This window comes from Brevundimonas sp. P7753 (genome assembly GCF_013386595.1).
Classification (GTDB): domain Bacteria; phylum Pseudomonadota; class Alphaproteobacteria; order Caulobacterales; family Caulobacteraceae; genus Brevundimonas; species Brevundimonas bullata.
Genome location: NZ_JACARP010000004.1, coordinates 65,187 through 85,280, shown reverse-complemented (window position 1 = coordinate 85,280; position 20,094 = coordinate 65,187). Strand labels below are relative to the sequence as shown.

The following is a 20,094-nucleotide window of genomic DNA, read 5'->3' as shown; positions in this document are numbered from 1 at the left end:
CCTGATCGCCCTGGTCGGCGTGGGCCTGATCCTGCACGCCTGGCGGCTGCCGCCGTTCGACGGGGGGCCGCAGACCACCGACAACGCCTATGTGCGCGGCCAGGTGACGGTCATCAGCCCCCAGGTCAGCGGCTATGCTGCCTCGGTCGAGGTGCAGGACTTCCAGATGGTGCAGCAGGGCCAGTTGCTGGCCACCATCGACGACCGCATCTATCGCCAGAAGCTGGAGCAGGCGAAGGCGTCGCTGCATTCCGCCGAAGCTGCCCTGGCCAACTCCGCCCAGAGCCAGGCCTCGGCTCGGGGTTCCGTGGCCCAGACCCGCGCCTCCATCGCCGCCGCCGAATCCGCCGTGACCAAGGCGCGCGCCGACGCCCAGCGCGTCCGCACCCTGTTCGCCGGCGGATGGGTGGCCCAGGCCCAGGTCGACACGGCCCAGAACGCCCTGCGCGCCGCCGAGGCCCAGTTGGCCGCCGCCCGTGCCGCCGAGGGCGTGGCCCAGACCGGCGTCACCTCTGCGGTCGTCGGGCGCGGCTCGCTGGAGGCCGCCGTCGAGAACGCCCAGGCCCAGGTGCGTCTGGCCCAGATCGACCTGGACAACACCCGCATCACCGCCCCCCGCGCCGGTCGTCTGGGCGAGGTTTCCGTCCGCGTCGGCCAGCAGGTCTCGGTCGGGACGCAGTTGATGGCCCTGGTGCCGGATGCGGTCTGGGTCACGGCCAATATGAAGGAGACGCAGATGCGCGACATCCGCGTCGGCCAGTTGGTCGAGATCTCGGTCGACGCCCTCGGCGGCCAGACGCTGAAGGGCAAGGTCGAGCGTATCTCGCCCGCAACCGGGTCCGAGTTCAGCGTCATCCGCCCCGACAACGCCACCGGCAACTTCACCAAGGTGGCCCAGCGCGTGCCGGTTCGCATCTCCATCGATCCCGGCCAGGAGGCCGCCGCGCGGCTAGCCCCCGGCATGTCGGTGACGGCGCGGATTCAGGTGCGGGAGTAGGCCTCCTCGCCGTCACCCCGGACGCCCGCAGGGGCGATCCGGGGCCCAGGCGCCAGCCCCGGGCAGGACGCAGACATAAGCAACCGCCTGGGTTCCGGGTTCGCTGCGCGCCCCGGAATGACGGCAGGGAGACGAAAGGGCATGACCAAATGGCTCAGCCCGCGCCCGCCCCGTCATGCTGCAATGCAAAATTGATGCAGCTTCAGGGTTGCGTCAGCCTGTCGCAGCCCGCAATTGGTCCCGATGACCAGCCCCCCGACCACCTCTGCCTCAAGTCCGGGGGCCGCCGCGCCCAAGGGGCCGGGGTTCGCCGAATTTGTCTGTCTGATCGCCATCATGATGGCGATGAACGCCCTGGCCATCGACGCCATGCTGCCGGCCCTGCCGCACATCGGCGAGGACCTGGGCGTCGCCAACGAGAACACGCGCCAGTGGGTCATCACCGCCTATCTGCTGGGCTTCGGCGGGGCGCAGCTGTTCTACGGCCCGCTGTCGGACCGCTATGGCCGTCGTCCGGTGCTGTTCGTCGGCATCGGCCTCTATGTCCTGTTCAGCATTCTGGCCGCCTTCGCCGCCTCGTTCGAACTGCTGATCCTGTCGCGCATCGGCATGGGTCTGGGCTCGGCGGCGACGCGGGTACTGGCCGTGTCCATCGTGCGCGACCGCTATTCGGGCCGGACCATGGCGCGGGTCATGTCGTTGAGCTTCCTGGTCTTCCTCGGCGTGCCCATCCTGGCCCCGACGGTCGGTCAGTTGATCATGCTGGTGGCGCCGTGGCGCTGGATCTTCGGCTTCTTCGCCCTGTTCGGCGGGTCCTTCCTGATCTGGGCGGCCCTGCGCCTGCCCGAGACCCTGCATCCCGAAGACCGGATGCCGATCAATGTGAAGCGTATCGCCGGAGCCTTTGGCCAGGCCCTGACCAGCCGCCTGGGCATGGGCTACACCCTGGCCATGACCGCCATCAGCGGCGCCCTGTTCGCCTTCATCAACTCGTCGCAGCAGATCTTCTTCGACGTGTTCAAGTCGCCCGGCCTGTTCACCACCGTCTTCGCCCTGGTGGCGGGCGGCATCGCCTTGGCCTCGGTGCTGAACTCGCGCCTGGTGGAAAGGCTGGGCACGCGCCTGATCGCCCATACGGCCCTGTTCGGCTTTATCGGCTTCAGCCTGCTGCACGCCGTCATCGCCTGGATGGGCCACGACAGCCTGTGGATGTTCGCCGTCTTGCAGGCCTGCAAGATGTTCTGCTTCGGCTTCATCGCGGGCAATTTCGGCTCCATGGCCATGGAGCCGATGGGCCATATCGCCGGCACGGCCGCCTCGGCCCAGGGCTTCATCTCGACCATAGGCGGGGCCCTGCTGGGCTTCTGGATCGGCCAGCAGTTCGACGGCTCCACCGTGCCGATGACGGTGGGCTTCGCGGTCCTGGGCGTCGTCGCCCTGCTGCTGGTGCTGACCGCCGAGAAGGGGCGGCTGTTCAAGGCGCATCACCTCCGTCCTGTGACGGCAAGCTGAACCGAGGCTTGATCTTTACGGCGCGAGGGAGCCTTTTCGCACGCATCTGAATACGGAGCGTTCGATGACCCTGAAGCTGGTTGGGCGGGTTTCCGCCCTGGCCCTCGCCGCCGCCCTCGCCTCTTCCCTTGGCGCCTGCGCCACCGCGCCTGAAAGCGTGCCGATGACGCCTCTCGTCCCCGCCGCGCCCGCAAAGCCGGCCCTGGCCTATGCTGACGACATCCACTCCAACGCCCGGCCGGCCGAGGCGCGCGTCGGCCATGTGGCGCTGGACCTGACCGCCGACTTCGCGGCCAAGACCCTGTCGGGCTCGGCCACGCTGGACGTCACCGGCCGCGTCGGCGCGACCGAGGTGGTGCTGGACACCAAGAATTTGGACATCCGCGGCGTGCGCGACGCGCAGGGCCGCCCTCTGCGCCATGAGCTGGGCGCCGTGGACGCCATCAAGGGTCAGGCCCTGACGGTCCACCTGCCCGCCTTTGTCGGCGACGAGACGCAGAAGATCGTCATCGACTACGCCACCCGCCCCGACGCGGCGGCCCTGCAATGGCTGACCCCGCAGCAGACGGCGGGCGGCCAGAAGCCCTATCTGTTCAGCCAGGGGCAGGCCATCCTGACCCGCACCTGGGTGCCGACGCAGGACAGCCCCGGCATCCGCCAGACCTATTCCGCCCGCATCACGGCCCCCGCCGACCTGACCGTGGTCATGTCCGCCGAGCACCTGACGCCGACCGGAGAAGCCGCCGCCGCCGGTCAGAAGGCTTGGCGCTTCGACATGGATCGTCCGATCCCGCCCTATCTGATGGCCATCGCCATCGGCGACATCGCCTTCGCCTCGTTCGACGGACGCACCGGCGTCTGGACGGAGCCCAGCCGCCTGGAAGCCGCGCGCGGCGAGCTGGTGTCGACCCCGCGCATGGTCGACGCCGCCGAGGCCCTGTACGGCCCCTATCGCTGGGGCCGCTACGACCTGCTGGTCCTGCCGCCCAGCTTCCCCTTCGGCGGGATGGAGAACCCGCGCCTGACCTTCGCCACCCCGACCATCATCGCCGGGGATCAGTCGCTGGTCTCGCTGGTGGCGCACGAGCTGGCGCATTCCTGGTCGGGCAACCTCGTGACCAACGCCACCTGGTCGGACATCTGGCTGAACGAAGGGACCACGGTCTATTTCGAGAACCGGATCATGGAGGCCCTGTACGGTCGCGAGCGCGCCATGCAGGAGCAGGTCCTGGGCTGGGGTGAGCTGTCCGCGGAACTGGCGACCACCGCGCCGGACGACACCAAGCTGCACATCGACCTGACCGGACGCGACCCCGACGACGGCCTGTCGGGCGTGCCCTATGAGAAGGGCGCGGCCATGCTGCGCACCATCGAGCGCATCGTCGGTCGCCCGACGTTTGACGCCTGGCTGCGCGGCTACTTCGACCGCCACGCCTTCCAGCCCATGACCGACGTCGGCTTCCTGGCCGACATCCAAGAACACCTGATAAAGGGCGATGCGGCGCTGGAGGCCCAGCTTCAACTCGAAAACTGGATCTACCAGCCTTGCATGCCTTCGAACTGGGTCCCGCCAGTGTCGGACGCCTTCGCGGCTGTGGACGTCCAGGCGAAGGCCGTCTTCGCCGACAAGGGCCCGGCTTCGGCCATCGACTGGAAGAACTGGAACACCCAGCAGCGCCAGCGCTTCCTGGCCTGGCGTCCCGAAGGGCTGAAGGCCGGCGCCGACTGGCTGACGACGGCGCAACTGGCCGATCTGGAGAAGACGCTGAACCTGGCTGACGAAGGCAACGCCGAGCTGACCTTCGCCTGGCTGCAGATCGCCCTGGCGCATCGCTATCAGCCCGCCGTCGCCACCGCCGACCGCTTCCTGACGACCCAGGGCCGTCGCAAGTTTGTCCTGCCCCTGTTCCAGACCCTGTGGGGCGAAGGCGACTGGGGCCGTCCGATCGCCACGCGCATCTACGCCAAGGCGCGGCCGCTCTATCACCCAGTGACGTCGGGTTCCGTGGATCAGCTGGTGGGACGGCCGTAGAGCACGCCTTCTTTCGTCATCCTCCGACAAGCCGCGAAGCGGCGCTGATCGGGGGACCCAGCGGCGCCGAAGGCGATCTTCAAGGAGAGCGTCTCGCAGGGGGTTTTCGCCCTGACGGGCGCCGCTGGGTCCCCCGGTCTCCGCTGCGCTTCGCCGGAGGATGACGAAAGTCAGAGGTTCGTCACCTCAACCCCGGCGCTCTTCAGCTTCATCCGGCGATGATGCGCGCAGGATCGCTTGACGCCAAGCGCGGCTGCGGCTCCCCTGCGTTCGACCTGGAGGCGCTGATGTTCCGAACCCTGAAGACGACCCTGCCGCTGGCGGCCGCCCTGATGCTGGCCGCCGCCCCCGCCGCCTTGGCCCAGAACCTGTTGATCCGGGGCGGGACCATCCATACGGGGGATGAGGCCCGACCGACCGCCGAGGTGGTGGCCGTGCGCGACGGGCGCATCGCCTATGTCGGCGCCGCCGCTGGCGCGCCCTCGGCCGAGGGGCTGGAGGTGGTGGACCTGAAGGGGGCGACCCTGTTCCCCGGCTTCACTGACGGCCACGCCCATCTGGACGGCATCGGCTGGCGCGAGATGACGCTGAACCTGGAGGGCTCGGCCTCGGTCGTCGAGGCGATGGCGCGGCTCAGCGACTGGGCCAAGGCCCACCCGGAGGGCGTCATCGTCGGGCGCGGCTGGATCGAGACCCATTGGCCCGAGAAACGCTTCCTGACCGCCGCCGATCTGGACGCCGCAGCGCCGGGCCGGGTGGTGCTGCTGAGCCGGGCCGACGGCCACGCGGTCGCCGTCTCCAGCGCCGCGCTGAGCGCCGCCGGGATCAAGGCCGCGACGACCGCCCCCTCGGGCGGCGAGATCCTGAAGGACGCGAACGGCCAGCCGACCGGCCTGCTGGTCGACGGGGCCATGGCACTGGTCGATCCGCTGACGCCCCAGGCCGACGAAGCCGCGACCCGCGCGGCCTATCGCGCCGGGTTCGGCGTCTATGCCCGCTATGGCTGGACCGGCGTCCACTTCATGAGCGCGCCGTGGAAGGACGTGCCGCTGATGGAGGCGATGGCGCGCGAGGGCGAGGCGCCGCTGCGGGTCTATAACAGCATCGACATGGGCGACGCCCGCGCCCTGATGGCGGGCGGGCCGCGCGACGCGGGCGACGGGCGGGTCATCACCCGCGCGATCAAGTTCTACGCCGACGGCGCCCTGGGCTCGCGCGGGGCCAAGCTGTTCGAGCCCTATTCGGATCGCCCCGACACGTCCGGCCTGATGCTGGCGTCGCGCGAGACGGTCATGCCGCTGTATCAGGAAGCCCTGCGCAGCGGCGTCCAGATCGCCACCCACGCCATCGGCGACCAGGGCAACCACGACGTCGCGGCCTGGTACGAGGAAGCCCTGCGGTCTGTGCCGACATCGGAATGGAAGCTGGCCGATCCGCGCTGGCGCATTGAGCACGCCCAGATCATCCGGCCCGCCGATTATCACTACTTCGACGAGTTGCCGATCATCGCCTCGATGCAGCCCAGCCACGCCATCGGCGACCTGCATTTCGCCGCCGACCGCCTGGGCGACGCCCGGCTGGACGGGGCCTATGCCTGGCATACGCTGGTGGATCGCGGGGTGATCGTGGTCGGCGGTTCGGACGCGCCGGTCGAGCGCGGCGATCCTCTGATCGAGTTCTACGCCGCCGTGGCGCGGCGCGACCTGAACGGCTTCCAGGGGCCGGACTGGCGCCCGAACGAGGCCGTGGACCGGACCACGGCGCTGAAGATGTTCACCCTCTGGCCCGCCTACGCCAGCTTCCGCGAGGATGAGCTGGGCACCATCCAGGTCGGCAAGCGGGCGGACTTCACCGCCTTCGACATCGACCTGATGACCGTGCCCGCCGCCGACATCCCCAAGGGTCGCGCCGTCCTGACCGTGGTGGACGGACAGGTGGTTTACCGGGCCGACTAAAGGCTTCTGACCCGCCTGTGCGTTGCGGCGGGGCGGCGCATCGGTTAAGCCCCGGCGAGGATTTCTTCTCCGGCCGCCCGTTGCGGTCGGGGTTTGGCGTTGGAGCGTACAGATGGCTGATTTCGCCCCCGGTCTTGTCACCGTTTTCGGCGGCTCGGGCTTTGTCGGAACCCAGGTGGTGCGGGCCCTGGCCAAGCGCGGCTGGCGCGTGCGCGTCGCTGTGCGCAAGCCCGCCCTGGCCTATGAGCTGCGCATGGCCGGCGACGTCGGCCAGATCCAGACCGTCCGCTGCGACATCACCGACAAGGCCGCCGTGGCCGAGGCGATCAAGGGCGCCGACGCCGTGGTCAACCTGGTCGGCATCCTGTTTGAAACCGGCGGCCGCAAGTTCGAGGCCCTGCACGTCCAGGGCGCCGTCAATGTCGCCGAGGCCGCCCGCGCCGCCGGCGTTAAGCGCCTGACCCATATGTCGGCCATCGGCGCCGACGTGAACGGCAAGGCCGCCTACGCCCGCACCAAGGGCGCCGCCGAGGCCGCCGTGCGCGCCGCCTTCCCCGGCGCCGCGATCATCCGCCCGTCGATCATCTTCGGCTCGGACGACGCCTTCCTGAACAAGTTCGCCGCCATGGCGACCTTCTCGCCCGCCCTGCCGCTGATCGGCGGCGGCGTGACCAAGTTCCAGCCTGTCTATGTCGGCGACGTGGCCGAGGCCGTCGCCCGCGCCACCGTCTCGCCGGAAGCCGAGGGCAAGACCTTCGAACTGGGCGGCCCGTCGGTGTGGACCTTCGAGGACATCCTGAAGTTCATCCTGCGCGAAACCAAGCGCGAGCGCTTCCTGATCCCCATCCCCTTCCCCATCGCCCGCATGATCGGATCGCTGGCGCAGATTCCGGCGGCGATCGGCCTGGCGCCGGCCCTGACCAAGGATCAGGTCCTGCTGCTGGAAGGCGACAACGTGGTCTCGCCGGGCGCCGAGGGTCTGGCCGAACTGGGCATCGAGCCCACGGGTCTGGAAGCCATCGCTCCGGGCTATCTGTTCCGCTACCGCGTCGGCGGCCAGTACGCCGAGAACCCGACCGCCGCCTGATCGGACTGGTCATAAAGAACCCCTCGGGACGGTGGTCCCGAGGGGTTTTTCTTTGGGCGTTGACCTGCGCTTTCCTCCCCATTTCATGGGGAGGTGGCACGGAGCCGTAGGCGACGTGACGGGGGGGGCAACTCTACGTCAACCGTCTGCGCCGCCCCCCTCCACCGCTACGCGGTCCCCCTCCCCACAAAGTGGGGAGGAAAGAAAGTTACAGCGCGCCCGTCACGGCCAGGCCGATGATGCCCGCCACGCCGACCACGATCCGCCACCAGGCGAAGGGGCCGAAGCCGCGCCGGGACACGAAGTCGAGCAGGAAGCGCACCACCACCAGGGCCGTCAGGAAGGCGGCGATAAAGCCCACCGCGATCAGGCCGAAATCGCTGAAGTCCAGCACGTCGCGGTTCTTGAACAGGTCGTAGAAGACCGCCGCCCCCATGGTCGGCAGGGCCAGGAAGAAGCTGAACTCCGCCGCCGAGCGCTTGTCCGTGCCCAGCAACAGGCCGCCCGCGATGGTGGCGCCCGAGCGCGACACGCCCGGAACCATGGCCAGGCACTGGAACAGGCCGATCAGGAAATAAACCCGGAACGGATAGCGGTCGGCGTCCAGATAGGTGGGCATCTTCTTCAGCCGGTCCAGCCACAGCAGCAGCAGCCCGCCGACGATCAGGGCGACGCAGACCACCAGAGGCGTCTCGAACAGCACCGTCTTGATGAAGCCGTAGGCCAGGAAGCCGATCACCACGGCGGGGGCGAAGGCGACCAGCAGCCCGATCAGGAACCGCCGCGCCTCGGGATCGAAGGGCCAGCGCGTCGCCAGGGTCCACAGGCGCTTGAAATAGACGCTGATGATGGCCAGCAGGGCGCCCAGCTGGATGACGATCTCGAACGTCTTGCCGGTGCTCTCGAAGCCGAGGAAATGCCCCAGCAGCAGCAGGTGGCCGGTGGACGACACCGGAATGAATTCGGTCAATCCCTCGACCAGACCCAGAAGGATCGCCGTCAGCCAGTCCGCCATGGAAACTCCGTCTCGACCGGCGGCGGTTCGTCCGCGCCGGGCAGGCCTTCTTAGCGCCCCGGACAAGACGCCGCCATTGGCGGATGCGCGGTTTTGCGCGACAAGGGCGGGGATGACCGCCTCCGCTCTCGACGACGCCCACGCCACGACCCGCCGGATCACCACCCTGTCGGTGGGGACGGCGACGATCCTGATCGTGATGAAGGCCTTTGCGCTCGGTGCCTCGGGCTCGGTGTCGATCTTGGCGACCCTGGCGGATTCGACGCTGGACCTGATCGCCTCTCTGGCGACCTTCTTCGCCGTGCGCTGGGCCGCAGCGCCCGCTGATCCCGAGCACCGCTACGGCCATGGCAAGGCCGAGGCTCTGGCCGGTCTGGTGCAGGCGGGCCTGATCTTCGCCTCCGCCGTCTTCATCGGCTGGGAGGCGGTGCAGCGCATCTTCGACCCTCGCCCCGTCGCCGCAGGCGGCTGGGCCGTCGGCGTGGTCGTCGCCTCCATCGCCGTGACCCTGTGGCTGGTGTGGATGCAGACCCAGGCGCTGAAGAAGACCGCCTCCCTGGCCGTGGCGGGCGACCGCGCCCACTATGCCGCCGACCTGGCGGCCAATGTGGTGGTGCTGATCGGCGTGATCTCGGGCGCCTACCTCGGCGCGCCGGGGCTGGATGCGGCGGCGGGTCTGGTCGTGGCGGTCTGGTTGTTCTGGGGCGCGATCACCCTGCTGCGCGAGTCCGCCGATCACCTGCTGGACCACGCCGGGCCGGAAGAGGCGCGCGTGGCCATCACCGCCGCCGTCCTGGCCGATCCGCGCATCTCGGGCCTGCACCAGCTGCGGACCCGCATGGCCGGGCAGGTGCTGATGGTGCAGATGCACGTCGATCTGGACCCGACCCTGACGCTGGAAGCGGCCCACGCCATCGTGGTCGAGGCCGAACAGCGCATCCAGGCCGCCTTCCCCCACGCCGACATCCTCATCCACGCCGACCCGCGCGGTCGGGCGGAGGTCCACGCCGCGCGACCCGAGGGAGCCGTCGAGCCGCTGACGATCCAGTCCGGCCCCTGGTCCTGAGCCGCGACCGTCCGTCGCGGTAAACGCGGTCTTAACGAGCGCGGGCGCATAGACCGAATAATGTCCGCCCCCGCCGTCCTCTATCATTTCGCCTTCCACCCCGGCTCGCGCACGGCGCGACTAGCCCTGGGCGAGGCGCGCGTCGAGTTCGGCGAGGAACTGGTCAAGCCGTGGGAGGACGACTGCCCCGTCATCGACCTGAACCCCTCGGGGATGCCGCCGGTCCTGACCGTGACGGAGAAGGGCAAGACCCTGACCCTGTGCGAGATCGACGCCATCCTCGGCTGGATCGAGGATCGCTCCAAGGGCGACGTCCTGATGCCCGCCGACATCGGCGAACGGGCTGAGGCGCGGCGCCTGACTTCCTGGTTCAACCGCCGCTTCATCGACGAGGTCGACGCCGTCCTGCTGCATGAGCGGATGGAGAAGCCCCTGCTGCGCCTGGGCCCGCCCGAGGCGCGGATGCTGCGCGAGGGGCGCGACGCGCTGCGCACCCATCTGGCCATGTTCGAGGCCCTGGCCGCCGGTCGCGAATGGCTGGCCGGGCGTCGGCTCAGCCAGGCCGACCTGATCGCGGCGGGACACCTGTCGGTGCTGGACTATTTCGGCGAGATCACCTGGGCGTCGTATCCGGCGCTGAAGACCTGGTATTCCAAGCTGAAGTCGCGGCCCTGTTTCCGGCCCCTGCTGACCGACCGTTTCCCCGGCGTGCATCCAGCGACCTGGTACGCCGACCTCGACTTCTGAGGCCTGTCCTTCCCCTCGGTCATCCCGGACGAAGGCGCGCGCAGCGGGCCGAAGATCCGGGCCCCAGACGGTAGGGATCGACAGCCCCCGCCGTTCATGACGCCGCCGCCTGGGTCCCGGATCGGCCTCCGGCCGTCCGGGATGACGGCAGAGAAAGATCAACGGACTCGACTCCCGCTCACAACCGCACCAAACGAGCCCCATGGCGGCCGATCCCCGCATCTTCATCCGACAGCGCGCCGCCGAACTGGGGTTCGGCGTGTGCCGCTTCGCCTCGGCCAGCGCGCCGTGGAGCGCGGGTGAGAAGCTGGCCCACTTCGTCGAGGCCGGGCGCCACGGCGACATGGGCTGGATGGCAACGACGCTGGAGCGCCGCGCTCACCCGACCGCCATGTGGGACGGGGCCAGGACCGCCATCGTCCTGGGCATGAACTACGGCCCCGAAGCCGATCCCCTGCCGGAACTACAGGACAGGTCGGCGGGCTATATCTCGGTCTATGCGCGCGGCGACGACTATCACGAGGTCATCAAGGGCCGGCTGAAGATCCTGGCCGGACAGATGGCGGCGCGGTTGGGGCAGGAGGTGAAGGTCTTCGTCGACACCGCCCCCCTGATGGAAAAGCCCCTGGCCCAGCGCGCCGGTCTGGGCTGGCAGGGCAAGCACACCAATCTGCTGAGCCGGACCCACGGCAACTGGCTCTTCCTCGGCGTCATCCTGACCGCCGCCGAGATCACGCCGGACGAGGCAGAGACCGAGCATTGCGGGCGCTGCACCGCCTGCCTTGACGCCTGCCCGACCAAGGCTTTCCCCGCGCCGTTCCAGATCGATGCGCGGCGCTGTCTGTCCTATCTGACGATCGAGTTTGCCGACTCGTGGCCGGTCGAGTTCCGCATCGCGGCGGGGCCGCGAATCTACGGCTGCGACGACTGTCTGGGCGCCTGTCCGTGGAACAAGTTCGCGCAAGGGGCGTCGGAGGCCCGGCTGCACGCCCGCGACGCCCTGAAGGGACCGAGGCTGGCCGACCTGCTGGCGCTGGACGATCCGGCGTTCCGCGCCCTGTTCACCAAGAGCCCGGTCAAGCGCATCGGGCGGGACCGCTTCATCCGCAACGTGCTTTACGCGGCGGGCAACTCAGAGGACGCCGAGTTGATCGCCCCGGTCGAGGCTCTGCTGGACGACCCGGCGCCCGTAGTGCGCGGGGCGGCGGTCTGGGCGCTGTCGCGGCTGGATGCGGGGAGGTTCGAAGCGCTGCGTGAGGCGCGATGGGCGGTCGAAGAGGACGCGACGGTCAAAGCAGAGTGGTCCCCGCTGACCTAGCCGCCGTCATCCCGGACGAAGGCTTGCGAAGCGAGCCGAAGATCCGGGACCCAGACGGTAGATCGACAGGGGCGAGGCCGTGCTTGAAGCAATAGCCTGGGTCCCGGATCGGCCTGACGGCCGTCCGGGATGACGGCGACAATATCAGACGTCGGCCTGCCCCACGCCGCGACCGCCGCCGGGCACCGGGGCGACATCCAGCAACTTCAGCCGGAACACCAGCACGGCGTTGCCGGGGATCAGCGGCGGGCCGCCCGCTTCGCCGTAGCCCAGCTCAGGCGGAACATAGAGCAGCCACTCGTCGCCGGGCTTCATCAGTTGCAGGGCCTCGGTCCAGCCGGGCACGACCTGTTCGGGGCTGAAGACGGCAGGCGAACCGCGCTTGAACGAGCTGTCGAAGACGGTGCCGTCGGTCAGGCTGCCTTCATAGTCGACGCGCGCCAGGTCGTTGCGGTCGGGACGGACGCCGCCCGCCGGGCCGCTGGCGACCACCTTGTACTGCAGGCCCGACGGCAGGGTCTGGACCCCTTCCGCCGAGGCGTTGGTCTTCATGAAGGCGGCGGCCGCCTCGGCGTTCTTGGCCAGGTCGGCGCTGGATGCGGCCGGCTGGCGATTGCAGGCGGCGACAGCCAGCAGGGCGGCGACAGACACGCCGACGAATACGGGTCTAGCCCATGCGAAGTTCATAGCCACGTTCCTTAAGCGCTTCGCCGATTTCCTCGGCATGTCTGGCGTCGCGGGTCTCGACCATGATGTCGAACTCCGCCCCCTTGGCCGGCACGTCCAGCGCCAGCCGGTTGTGCACGACGTCGATGATATTGCCGCCCAGCCCGCCGATCACGGCGGCCATGGCCGACAGCATTCCGGGGCGGTCGTCGCCCAGGATGCGATAGACGATCAGCCGCTTCTCGCGAACCATTTCGCGGTTCAGCACCACGGCCAGCATGCGGGCGTCGATATTGCCGCCGGTCAGCGCGATGCCGACCTTCATGGCCTTGAAGCGTTCGGGATTGGCCAGGATGGCGGCCAGACCGCCGGCGCCGGCGCCCTCGGCCACGGTCTTCTCCAGCGTCGCCAGCAGGGCCACGCCTTTCTCGAAGTCGGCTTCCTCGCAGACGAAGATCTCGTCGATCAGGCTGTCGGCCAGGGCGAAGGGGATTTCGCCCACGGCCTTGATGGCGATGCCCTCGGCGATCGTTTGCCCGCTGCACTTGGCCGGCTCGCCGCGCCGACGGGCGGTGAAGGACGGATAGCGGGCGGCCTCGACGCCGAAGATCTTGATGTCGGGCTTGATCGCCTTGGCGGCGATGGCGCTGCCCGAGATCAGGCCGCCGCCGCCGATGGGGATGATCAGGGCGTCCAGATCGGGCGCGTCCTCGATGAACTCCAGGCCGCAGACCCCCTGGCCCGCGACAATACCCTCGTCGTCAAAGGCCGAGACGAAGACATAGCCGTGCTCGACCTGAAGCCGCTTGGCCTCCTCGGTCGAGCCGGAAAAATCGAGGCCGTGGATGACGACATTGGCGCCGTGGGCGCGGGTGCCGTCGACCTTCACGAAGGGGGTGCCCTCGGGCATGACGATGGTCACAGGCACGCCGAGGCGGCCGCCGTGATAGGCCAGGGCCTGGGCGTGGTTGCCCGCCGAGGCGGCGACCACGCCGCGCTTCATCTCGTCCGGGGTCAGTTGCAGCAGCCGGTTCAGGGCGCCGCGCTCCTTGAAGCTGCCGGTGAAGTGCAGGTTGTCGAACTTGATCCAGATCTCGGCGCCGGTCAGTTGCGACAGGCGACGGGAATGGCGCACAGGCGTGCGGTCGACCTGACCGGCGATACGCTGCTGCGCCGCGCGGATGTCGTCGATGGTGACGGTCATGAAGTCCCTGAAAACGTTTCTGGCCGGTCTCTGCGCCCGGTCCTGGACGCTCTTGTGACGCACCTGACGACGCCGGGCAACCTTGACTCAAAGGGCCATGGGGGGCCATGCCGGTGACGCTTGAAACGAGTTTCGGAGCCCCCTTCATGTCGAACCGCCGACCTTCCCTCGCCCTCGCCGCCGTGCTCGCCGGCGGACTTGCCCTCAGCGCCTGCGCCACGGCGCCCATGGGCGGCGGGATCAGCGCTGGCTCGACCGAGTTCAGCGCCGACGCCTTCGCCTGGTCGACCCGCGCGGGTCAGGCCGCGATCGAGGGCCGCGTCGCCTTCGCCCAGGACGGCAAGACCTTTAGTTGCGTCGGCAATGTCGGCCTGATCCCTGACACCGGCTACACCCGCGCCCGGATGCAGCGTCTCTACGGCTCGACCGAGCGCGCCGCCGTGCCCGCCGCCGTGGTGCGCGCCCGCTCGGCGGGTGAACAGGGCGCCGACTACCGCTCGTTCGAGCGCGCCCAGCCCTGCGCCGACGGAGCCTTCCGCTTCTCCGGCCTGCCCGACGGCAGCTGGTTCCTGATCTCGCCGGTCAAGGCCGGGGACGACATCGTGGTGCTGATGAAACGGGTTCAGACGCGCGGCGGGCGCATGATCAGCGTCACCCTCGGAAGTTGAACGACGCCGGGGATCGGCGTTCGCCATCCTTTGGCCTTACGGGACCGCTCTCTGACCTGATCCATTTCAGGACAGTCGGGGAGCGCGTTCTTGTCCCAGCATAATATCATCGGCTCCGAGGCCTTCACCAAGGGCCCCTTCGTCATCATTCGCGGCGTGAAGTCAGGCGGCTTCCGCCGGCGTCGTTCACGCTCGCTCGCGGCCTATGCCGTCGTCGCGGTCCTGGCCCTGTCGGCCGGCGCCGCCGTTGCGGCCTTCGCCCTTGGCCCCTTGCTGGTGGAAGCGGCGCCGGCCGGATCAGCCCTGTCAGCGCCGGCTCCGGCCTCTACGCCGGCTCAGGCTCTGCCCGCCACGCCCGCCGCCTGACGTCGTCTAGGGGCCGACGAAGCTGATCGCCTCGGCGAACAGCTCGCCCCGGCTGCGCACGCCCATCTTCTGATAGGCGTGCTTCAGATGGGTGCGCAGGGTCTCGATGGAGATGTCCAGGGCCTGGGCGATGCGGCCCGTCTCGGCCCCGCCCAGCAGCATTTCAATGATCCTGCCCTCGGACGGCGTCAGAAAGTGGTGGTCGATCAGGGCCTGGAACCGGGCCTCGCCTCGCGCCCGTTGCAGCGTCAGTCCGATCAGGGCGGTCGGCGCCGCACAGACTTGACGCGCCCATGCGACCCAGCGCCGCCCGCCGGCGCCCGGCATGACCGTGTAACGCGCCTCCTCAGCGCATGCCGAGGCGACCAGGCTCGCGAGGATCGGCGACGACGGCGCCAGACGCCGCCCCTCCAGTCCGAACGCTTCGCCGTCGTCAGACAGGGCCCGCGCCGCGCCGTTCATCCACATGACCTCCAGATCACGCGACACGATCAACCGCGCCCGGCGCTCGCCCTCGATCCAGTTGACGGCAGCCCGACCGCAGACGGCGTCGACCTGCGCGGGAGTGGGGGCGTCCGCAGGAACCCGGAACGGGTCGCATAACGAAGCGCGGACACTCGCAGGATCGATCCGTCTCTGGCTCACGCCAAAACCTCCAAGGCTGCGCCCCCTCGATAAAGGCGGTCGCCGCGCCGCTGATGAGGCGCGATGCTAGATCCCCGAAGACGCCCAACATACCTCAAAATATTTCAACAGACATCCCTCATGACGGGTATATTTAGCAAAACGAACAGAATATACAGTCAAATCGGCAATAATGCTCTCATGAGTCGACGAAAATACTGAGTTTACCGTATAGATATCTGCATACAACCGATCAATTGATGAAGTTTTTGCTGAAAAATCGCCCAACTGACCAACAAAACACTGAAGGAAGACCGATAGCCGCCAGATCATCACCCCACACGCTCCCGCAACGCCAAATCTTGACGTGGACGGAGCCCCAGACCCCTGGCCGCCGATCGCCACCACCGCAACCGCGGGATCGACGCCATCGGGCGGGCCAGGCCGGGACGCAGACACGTCCCGTCCAAAACAAGGCGCTTCGGCGCGACGACCTCACCGCGGAACTGCACGCCCCCCCAGCGTTCCGCCCGACTGGAGTCGACGCCGAAGCGCAGGCCTGCCCCGCTCGTCCCGTCACAACCTGAGGCAGGCGGACCCGCGTTACAGGGTTTTGCAGTCAGCGCCGTCAGGTTGGGCTAGCCTGCGTCCTCGTCACGCAAGGAGAGCGAGATGGGATTGCTGCCTAACGACGAAGATGCGCGACTTGCCGAGGTCTGGCGGGCGCATTTCGGTACGCCGATGCCGATCTACGGCGTCCCCGCCATCGCGCGGCGCATCTTGATCGAGCACGGCGCGGACGTCTCGCCGCGAGACGTCCCTGCCCCCGCTAACAGCCGGGCAAAAATACCCAACTGACCCCTAACGGTTTCCGCCGAGGGCGCTGTCGTCGCGCCAAGGTGTTGATGTTTGGAGCGGCCGGCGGGAATCGAACCCGCGACATTCAGCTTGGGAAGCTGACGTTCTACCTCTGAACTACGGCCGCATTGCTCAAGGGCTTCTGCACGCTGCGTCCATGCCCCGTGGCATGATGCAGCCGGGTTCACCCCCGCCCCCTTTAAGACCCCTTTTCCATATCCGTTCGAGCGCCGTCACTCAAGGCGAAGGCTTCACTTCGGGTCCGGCGCCCTCTTCGCCGAATTCAACCTGCGCGTTTAGCACCGCTTAACGGTGATTGAATTATATTGATCACCGAAAAAGAGTGAGGCTCGACCATGAGGCGACGCGGATTTCTTTCACGGTTCAGGCATGACCGACGCGGCGTGGCGGCGATCGAGTTCGCCATCGTCGCCCCCCTGCTGATCATGATGATGTTCGGCATGATCATGTACGGCAGCTGGTTCTGGATGGCCCATTCGGTTCAGTCGATGGCGTCGGAGGGCGCGCGGGCCGCAATCGCCGGACTGGACCCCGCCGAGCGCGAGCAGTTGGCGCGGGCGTTCGTCGGGCTTCAGGTCGGGGATCTGGGACTGGACGGCGCCAAGGCGGCGGTGGAGGTCGAGAGCACGCCCAACGTCATCCGCGTCGACATCGCCTATGACGCCAGCGACCACCCTCTGATGGCGCTGTCGGGCCTCATTCCGTCCCCGCCCAAGGTCATCCGCAGGACGGCGGTGGTCCGGCTGGGAGGCTATTGAGTTGGCGCCCCGCAACAGCCTGAAGGACGAAGGCGGCGGCGTGGCCGTCATGACCGCCCTGTTCGGCGGCGTGTTTTGCGTGCTGGCGGCGCTGGCGGTGGATGTCGGCTCCGTCTCCTTGAAGGCGCGGCAAATCCAGGGCGCGGCGGACCTGTCGGCCATGGCCGCCGCCCACGACCTGGCCCGGGCCGACGCCGCCGCCCACGCCACGGCCTCGGCCAACCTGAGCGACGTCCAGACCGTCGACGTCGTCAAAGGCGCCTATGTCGCCGATGGGCGCATCAAGCCCAAGGATCGGTTCCTTGCCGGCGCCGCCGATCCCAACGCCGCACGGGTCGAGGTGACGGCCCCTGCGCCGCTCTTTTTCGGCCGCTGGGTCCTGCAACGCGACAGCCTGAACGTGCGTCGCACGGCGACCGCCGCCATTCCGGGCGGGCAGCCCCAGGCGATGTTCTCGATCGGCTCTCGTCTGGCCAGTCTGGACGGGGGACTGGCCAACGCCCTGTTGTCGGGGCTGCTGGGCAGCAATGTCTCGCTGACCGTGATGGACTACCGCGCCCTGGCCGGGGCCCAGGTCAATCTGCTGCAGTTCTCGGACGCCCTGGCGACCGAGATCGGCCTGACGGCCGGCGACTACGACGCCCTGCTCAAGCAGGAAGTGACGGCGGGCCAGGCGCTGAAAGTGCTGGAGAGCATCGCCGGCGCTGACGCCAGATCCGCCCTGAGCAAGCTGACCCGCGCCCCCGTGGACGCCAAGCTGAAGCTGAAGGACCTGATCGGGGTCGAGGCCGACGCCCAGCACGGTCTGCGCCAGGCGCTGAACGCCGATGTGTCCGCGCTGGACCTGATCATGGCCTCGCTGGAGACCGCCAATGGCGACCGACAGGTGGCGCTGGACCTGGGCGCGCGCGCCGGTCTGGCCGATCTGGACATCATGCTGGCCATCGGCGAACGGCCCAACAAGTCGCCTTGGCTGACCATCACCAGCAAGGGCGAGCCGATCATCCGCACCGCCCAGGCCCGGATCTATCTGAAGGCGACGACGGCCCAGAGCCTGGCCGGCCTGGCCCAAGTCAAGCTGCCGATCCTGATCGAGGCGGCCTCATCCGAGGCTAGGCTGAGCCGGATCAACTGCGTCGGCGCGCCCTCGGTGACGGTGGCCGTGCGGCCCGGCGTGGCGCGCGCCCGCATCGGGGCCATCGACGAGACGAAGCTGAAAAACTTCAAGGCGTCGCTGACAAGTTCGCCGGCGACGATTGTTTCGGTGTTGAACCTGGTCACGGTCAAAGCCCACGCCGACGTGGAAATCGCCGATCAGAACTGGACCGACGTGAGCTTCAACACGTCGGACATCAGCGAGCAGAAGGTCAAGACGGCGCGATCACGCGCCTTCGTCAACGGCTTGATCATCAGCCTGCTGCAGCGGCTGGAGATCGACGTCGGTCGCGGCCTTTTGGGGGGCCTGATAGGCGATCTTCTGGCGCCCCTGACCCAGTTGCTGACACCCCTCGGTCCCGTGCTGGACGGCGTGGTCCAGCCCCTGCTCGACCTGCTGGGCCTGAAGCTGGGCGAGGCCGACGTGAGGGTGCACGGGGTTCAGTGCCCGACGCAGGGCCGGACGCCGGTTCTGGTGGGATAGAGGCAGGGGCCGCGACGCCCCTGACACGCGGCCTCAGCCTTCGACGGAGCGCAGGCCCGAGGCCGAGGCCTGTTGCACCACCGGACGACGCTGGCCGCCGGCGGCGATGATGCGGTCGATGCGGCTCTTTTCCGCACGGAAGGCGGCCAGGTCGGCGCCCGCCAGAACGGTGCCCTCCTGGGTCTTCACGCCAGCCGGATTGATCCGCCGTCCGCCGCGCCAGATTTCATAGTGCAGGTGCGGGCCGGTGGATGCGCCGGTCGAACCGACATAGGCGACGATCTGACCTTGCGACACGCGCTGACCCGCGCGGATGCCCGAGCCATAGCGCGACAGGTGGCCGTAGCCGCTTTCCAGACCGTTCGAGTGACGGATGCGCAGCCAGTTGCCGTAGCCGCCCCAGCGACGGGCCTCGACGACCACGCCGTCGGCCGGCGCCACGATGGGCGTGCCGGTGGTGGCCGCGAAGTCCATGCCCTGGTGCATCTTGCGATAGCCCGAGATGGGGTGGGTGCGGACGCCGAAGTTGGAGCTGACGCGGCGGAAGCTCTGCAGCGGGGTCCGCATCATGGCCGAACGCGTGTTCTTGCCGGTGGCGTCGAAATACTCCGCCGTCTTCGAGCCAGGGCGCTGGAAGCGATAGAAGGCGTGGCCCTTGAGCTCAGCGTAGAGCAGGTCGCCGGTCTCGACGGTGCGGCCGCCCTCAGTCACCGAGCGGTCGAAGACCAGGGTGAACTCGTCCGAGGCGCGCACGTCGCGCTGCATGTCGAACTTGTGGGCGAACAGCTGGCTGGCGCGGCGGACGACCGCCGAGGTGGCGCCCAGTTCGCGGGCGCTGGCCGACAGCGAACGCTGGACCTTGTCGTTGGCGACGACGGTCTCGTGCGTCACCTTTTCGTCGAGGGCGCGCAGGCGCAGGGCGCCGTCGAAGCTGCGCGACACGGTCAGCTGGCTGGCCGGGCCGGTGCGCATGGTCAGGCCGATCAGGCGGGCGTCGCCCCGGCCGCCGCGCGGCTTGGAGACGGCGGTTTCGAATTTCAGCCCGGCGCGCAGATCCTTGAGATCAAAGGCGCTGGCGATGGTGGCGGCGACGGCGCTGGCTTCTTCGGCGCCGATGCCGGTGCGGCGCACGGCCTGCTCGAAGGTTTCGCCGCGGCGGATTTGTACAGGAATGGCCTCGGGGGCCGTCAGACCGGCCGGCGCGCCGGCGGCGGCGTAGGCCTGGGTCTCGAGATAGGCGATCTGTTCCGATGTCAGCGCGGGAACTTCCTCGGCGCGGACGGGTTCATAGGCTTGACCCGCCACAAGGGCGATGGCCACTGCCGCAGCTGTCGTCAGGAGATGCGGCGCGAGCCGCATGGGCTGGCGGCGCGGATCAAACTGAGCCATCGTTCCCCGGCAATCGACGACGCCCTACTGGCGCCAAACCATTCGAATCGTGGATCGCGCCCCGGCAGCCCCGAAAACGCGAAGCGAGCGATATAGCCCGTCTGTTCCATCTTGGGAAGCGCGTAGGTTACAATTGGTTAACTTGGCCGGGTCGTCGTCAAGTATTCCACCG

Annotated in this window: 18 protein-coding genes and 1 tRNA gene; 13 read left to right on the top strand and 6 right to left on the bottom strand. The window is 68.6% G+C overall.

The features are described 5' to 3' along the window. The first annotated feature begins 1 nt into the window (after nt 1). The 5 genes from HX774_RS01120 to HX774_RS01100 all read left to right on the top strand — a co-directional run bounded on the left by HX774_RS01120 (nt 2) and on the right by HX774_RS01100 (nt 7,583). Nucleotides 2–997: an HlyD family secretion protein gene (locus HX774_RS01120; RefSeq protein ID WP_178823488.1), complete on the top strand. Its 996-nt coding sequence runs from the start codon at nt 2–4 to the stop codon at nt 995–997. Nucleotides 998–1,240: 243 nt separating this feature from the next. Continuing rightward, nucleotides 1,241–2,509: a multidrug effflux MFS transporter gene (locus HX774_RS01115; RefSeq protein WP_178823486.1), complete on the top strand. Its 1,269-nt coding sequence runs from the start codon at nt 1,241–1,243 to the stop codon at nt 2,507–2,509. 64 nt (nt 2,510–2,573) lie between these two features. After that, nucleotides 2,574–4,541 (top strand): M1 family metallopeptidase, encoded by a 1,968-nt coding sequence (locus HX774_RS01110; RefSeq protein WP_178823484.1) that lies wholly within the window; start codon nt 2,574–2,576, stop codon nt 4,539–4,541. Nucleotides 4,542–4,828: 287 nt separating this feature from the next. After that, entirely contained in the window at nt 4,829–6,496 is a 1,668-nt protein-coding gene (locus HX774_RS01105) for an amidohydrolase (RefSeq protein ID WP_255499831.1), read from the top strand. Between the two features lie 112 nt (nt 6,497–6,608). Then, entirely contained in the window at nt 6,609–7,583 is a 975-nt protein-coding gene (locus HX774_RS01100) for a complex I NDUFA9 subunit family protein (protein ID WP_178823479.1), read from the top strand. A 208-nt stretch (nt 7,584–7,791) separates the two neighbouring features. Here the strand turns inward: HX774_RS01100 and HX774_RS01095 are convergent, their stop codons facing one another. Continuing rightward, nucleotides 7,792–8,598 carry an undecaprenyl-diphosphate phosphatase gene (locus HX774_RS01095; protein ID WP_114817612.1) on the bottom strand — a complete coding sequence of 269 codons (807 nt, stop codon included), beginning with the start codon at nt 8,596–8,598 and terminating at the stop codon, nt 7,792–7,794. Nucleotides 8,599–8,710: 112 nt separating this feature from the next. Between HX774_RS01095 and HX774_RS01090 the strand changes: the two genes are divergently transcribed. The 3 genes from HX774_RS01090 to queG all read left to right on the top strand — a co-directional run bounded on the left by HX774_RS01090 (nt 8,711) and on the right by queG (nt 11,729). Then, the gene (locus HX774_RS01090; protein ID WP_178823477.1) at nt 8,711–9,664 is read left to right on the top strand and encodes a cation diffusion facilitator family transporter; all 954 of its coding nucleotides are present in this window, start codon (nt 8,711–8,713) and stop codon (nt 9,662–9,664) included. Nucleotides 9,665–9,724: 60 nt separating this feature from the next. Further along, a complete protein-coding gene (locus HX774_RS01085) occupies nt 9,725–10,411 on the top strand; it encodes a glutathione S-transferase family protein (RefSeq protein WP_178823475.1) in 687 nt (228 codons plus the stop codon). A gap of 202 nt (nt 10,412–10,613) precedes the next feature. Continuing rightward, the gene (gene queG, locus HX774_RS01080) at nt 10,614–11,729 is read left to right on the top strand and encodes a tRNA epoxyqueuosine(34) reductase QueG (protein ID WP_178823473.1); all 1,116 of its coding nucleotides are present in this window, start codon (nt 10,614–10,616) and stop codon (nt 11,727–11,729) included. Nucleotides 11,730–11,873: 144 nt separating this feature from the next. On the opposite strand, the gene HX774_RS01075 is transcribed toward queG, so the two are convergent. Continuing rightward, the gene (locus HX774_RS01075; RefSeq protein WP_178823471.1) at nt 11,874–12,416 is read right to left on the bottom strand and encodes an FKBP-type peptidyl-prolyl cis-trans isomerase; all 543 of its coding nucleotides are present in this window, start codon (nt 12,414–12,416) and stop codon (nt 11,874–11,876) included. Beyond that, nucleotides 12,397–13,599 (bottom strand): threonine ammonia-lyase, encoded by a 1,203-nt coding sequence (locus HX774_RS01070; protein WP_178823469.1) that lies wholly within the window; start codon nt 13,597–13,599, stop codon nt 12,397–12,399. Before HX774_RS01070 ends, HX774_RS01075 begins: the two co-directional genes overlap by 20 nt. Nucleotides 13,600–13,745: 146 nt before the next feature. Here HX774_RS01070 and HX774_RS01065 point away from each other — a divergent pair, with 146 nt between their 5' ends. Together HX774_RS01065 and HX774_RS01060 are read left to right on the top strand one after the other, a co-directional pair. Beyond that, a complete protein-coding gene (locus HX774_RS01065; protein WP_178823467.1) occupies nt 13,746–14,267 on the top strand; it encodes a hypothetical protein in 522 nt (173 codons plus the stop codon). A 90-nt stretch (nt 14,268–14,357) separates the two neighbouring features. Then, nucleotides 14,358–14,633, top strand: coding sequence for a hypothetical protein (locus HX774_RS01060; RefSeq protein ID WP_178823465.1), 276 nt, complete (start codon nt 14,358–14,360; stop codon nt 14,631–14,633). 6 nt (nt 14,634–14,639) lie between these two features. On the opposite strand, the gene HX774_RS20305 is transcribed toward HX774_RS01060, so the two are convergent. Beyond that, nucleotides 14,640–15,278 carry a helix-turn-helix transcriptional regulator gene (locus HX774_RS20305; protein ID WP_178823463.1) on the bottom strand — a complete coding sequence of 213 codons (639 nt, stop codon included), beginning with the start codon at nt 15,276–15,278 and terminating at the stop codon, nt 14,640–14,642. A gap of 651 nt (nt 15,279–15,929) precedes the next feature. Here HX774_RS20305 and HX774_RS01050 point away from each other — a divergent pair. Continuing rightward, entirely contained in the window at nt 15,930–16,115 is a 186-nt protein-coding gene (locus tag HX774_RS01050) for a hypothetical protein (RefSeq protein ID WP_178823461.1), read from the top strand. A gap of 52 nt (nt 16,116–16,167) precedes the next feature. Here the strand turns inward: HX774_RS01050 and HX774_RS01045 are convergent. Continuing rightward, nucleotides 16,168–16,242: transfer RNA gene (locus tag HX774_RS01045), tRNA-Gly, on the bottom strand. 277 nt (nt 16,243–16,519) lie between these two features. On the opposite strand from HX774_RS01045, the gene HX774_RS01040 reads away from it, so the two are divergent. Further along, a complete protein-coding gene (locus HX774_RS01040) occupies nt 16,520–16,894 on the top strand; it encodes a TadE/TadG family type IV pilus assembly protein (RefSeq protein ID WP_370523208.1) in 375 nt (124 codons plus the stop codon). 1 nt (nt 16,895) lies between these two features. Beyond that, nucleotides 16,896–18,533: a TadG family pilus assembly protein gene (locus tag HX774_RS01035; protein ID WP_255499830.1), complete on the top strand. Its 1,638-nt coding sequence runs from the start codon at nt 16,896–16,898 to the stop codon at nt 18,531–18,533. 33 nt (nt 18,534–18,566) lie between these two features. On the opposite strand, the gene HX774_RS01030 is transcribed toward HX774_RS01035, so the two are convergent. Then, the gene (locus HX774_RS01030) at nt 18,567–19,922 is read right to left on the bottom strand and encodes a M23 family metallopeptidase (protein WP_178823458.1); all 1,356 of its coding nucleotides are present in this window, start codon (nt 19,920–19,922) and stop codon (nt 18,567–18,569) included. Nucleotides 19,923–20,094: the final 172 nt, after the last annotated feature.

Bases quoted from the DNA above. Each gene is read 5' to 3' on its own strand.
- HX774_RS01100 (WP_178823479.1), top strand. From the start codon at position 6,609: ATGGCTGATTTCGCCCCCGGTCTTGTCACCGTTTTCGGCGGCTCGGGC.
- HX774_RS01105 (WP_255499831.1), top strand. From the start codon at position 4,829: ATGTTCCGAACCCTGAAGACGACCCTGCCGCTGGCGGCCGCCCTGATG.
- HX774_RS01075 (WP_178823471.1), bottom strand. From the start codon at position 12,416: ATGAACTTCGCATGGGCTAGACCCGTATTCGTCGGCGTGTCTGTCGCC.
- HX774_RS01030 (WP_178823458.1), bottom strand. From the start codon at position 19,922: ATGGCTCAGTTTGATCCGCGCCGCCAGCCCATGCGGCTCGCGCCGCAT.
- queG (WP_178823473.1), top strand. From the start codon at position 10,614: ATGGCGGCCGATCCCCGCATCTTCATCCGACAGCGCGCCGCCGAACTG.
- HX774_RS01070 (WP_178823469.1), bottom strand. From the start codon at position 13,599: ATGACCGTCACCATCGACGACATCCGCGCGGCGCAGCAGCGTATCGCC.
- HX774_RS01090 (WP_178823477.1), top strand. From the start codon at position 8,711: ATGACCGCCTCCGCTCTCGACGACGCCCACGCCACGACCCGCCGGATC.
- HX774_RS01050 (WP_178823461.1), top strand. From the start codon at position 15,930: ATGGGATTGCTGCCTAACGACGAAGATGCGCGACTTGCCGAGGTCTGG.
- HX774_RS01065 (WP_178823467.1), top strand. From the start codon at position 13,746: ATGTCGAACCGCCGACCTTCCCTCGCCCTCGCCGCCGTGCTCGCCGGC.
- HX774_RS01110 (WP_178823484.1), top strand. From the start codon at position 2,574: ATGACCCTGAAGCTGGTTGGGCGGGTTTCCGCCCTGGCCCTCGCCGCC.
- HX774_RS01085 (WP_178823475.1), top strand. From the start codon at position 9,725: ATGTCCGCCCCCGCCGTCCTCTATCATTTCGCCTTCCACCCCGGCTCG.
- HX774_RS01095 (WP_114817612.1), bottom strand. From the start codon at position 8,598: ATGGCGGACTGGCTGACGGCGATCCTTCTGGGTCTGGTCGAGGGATTG.
- HX774_RS01115 (WP_178823486.1), top strand. From the start codon at position 1,241: ATGACCAGCCCCCCGACCACCTCTGCCTCAAGTCCGGGGGCCGCCGCG.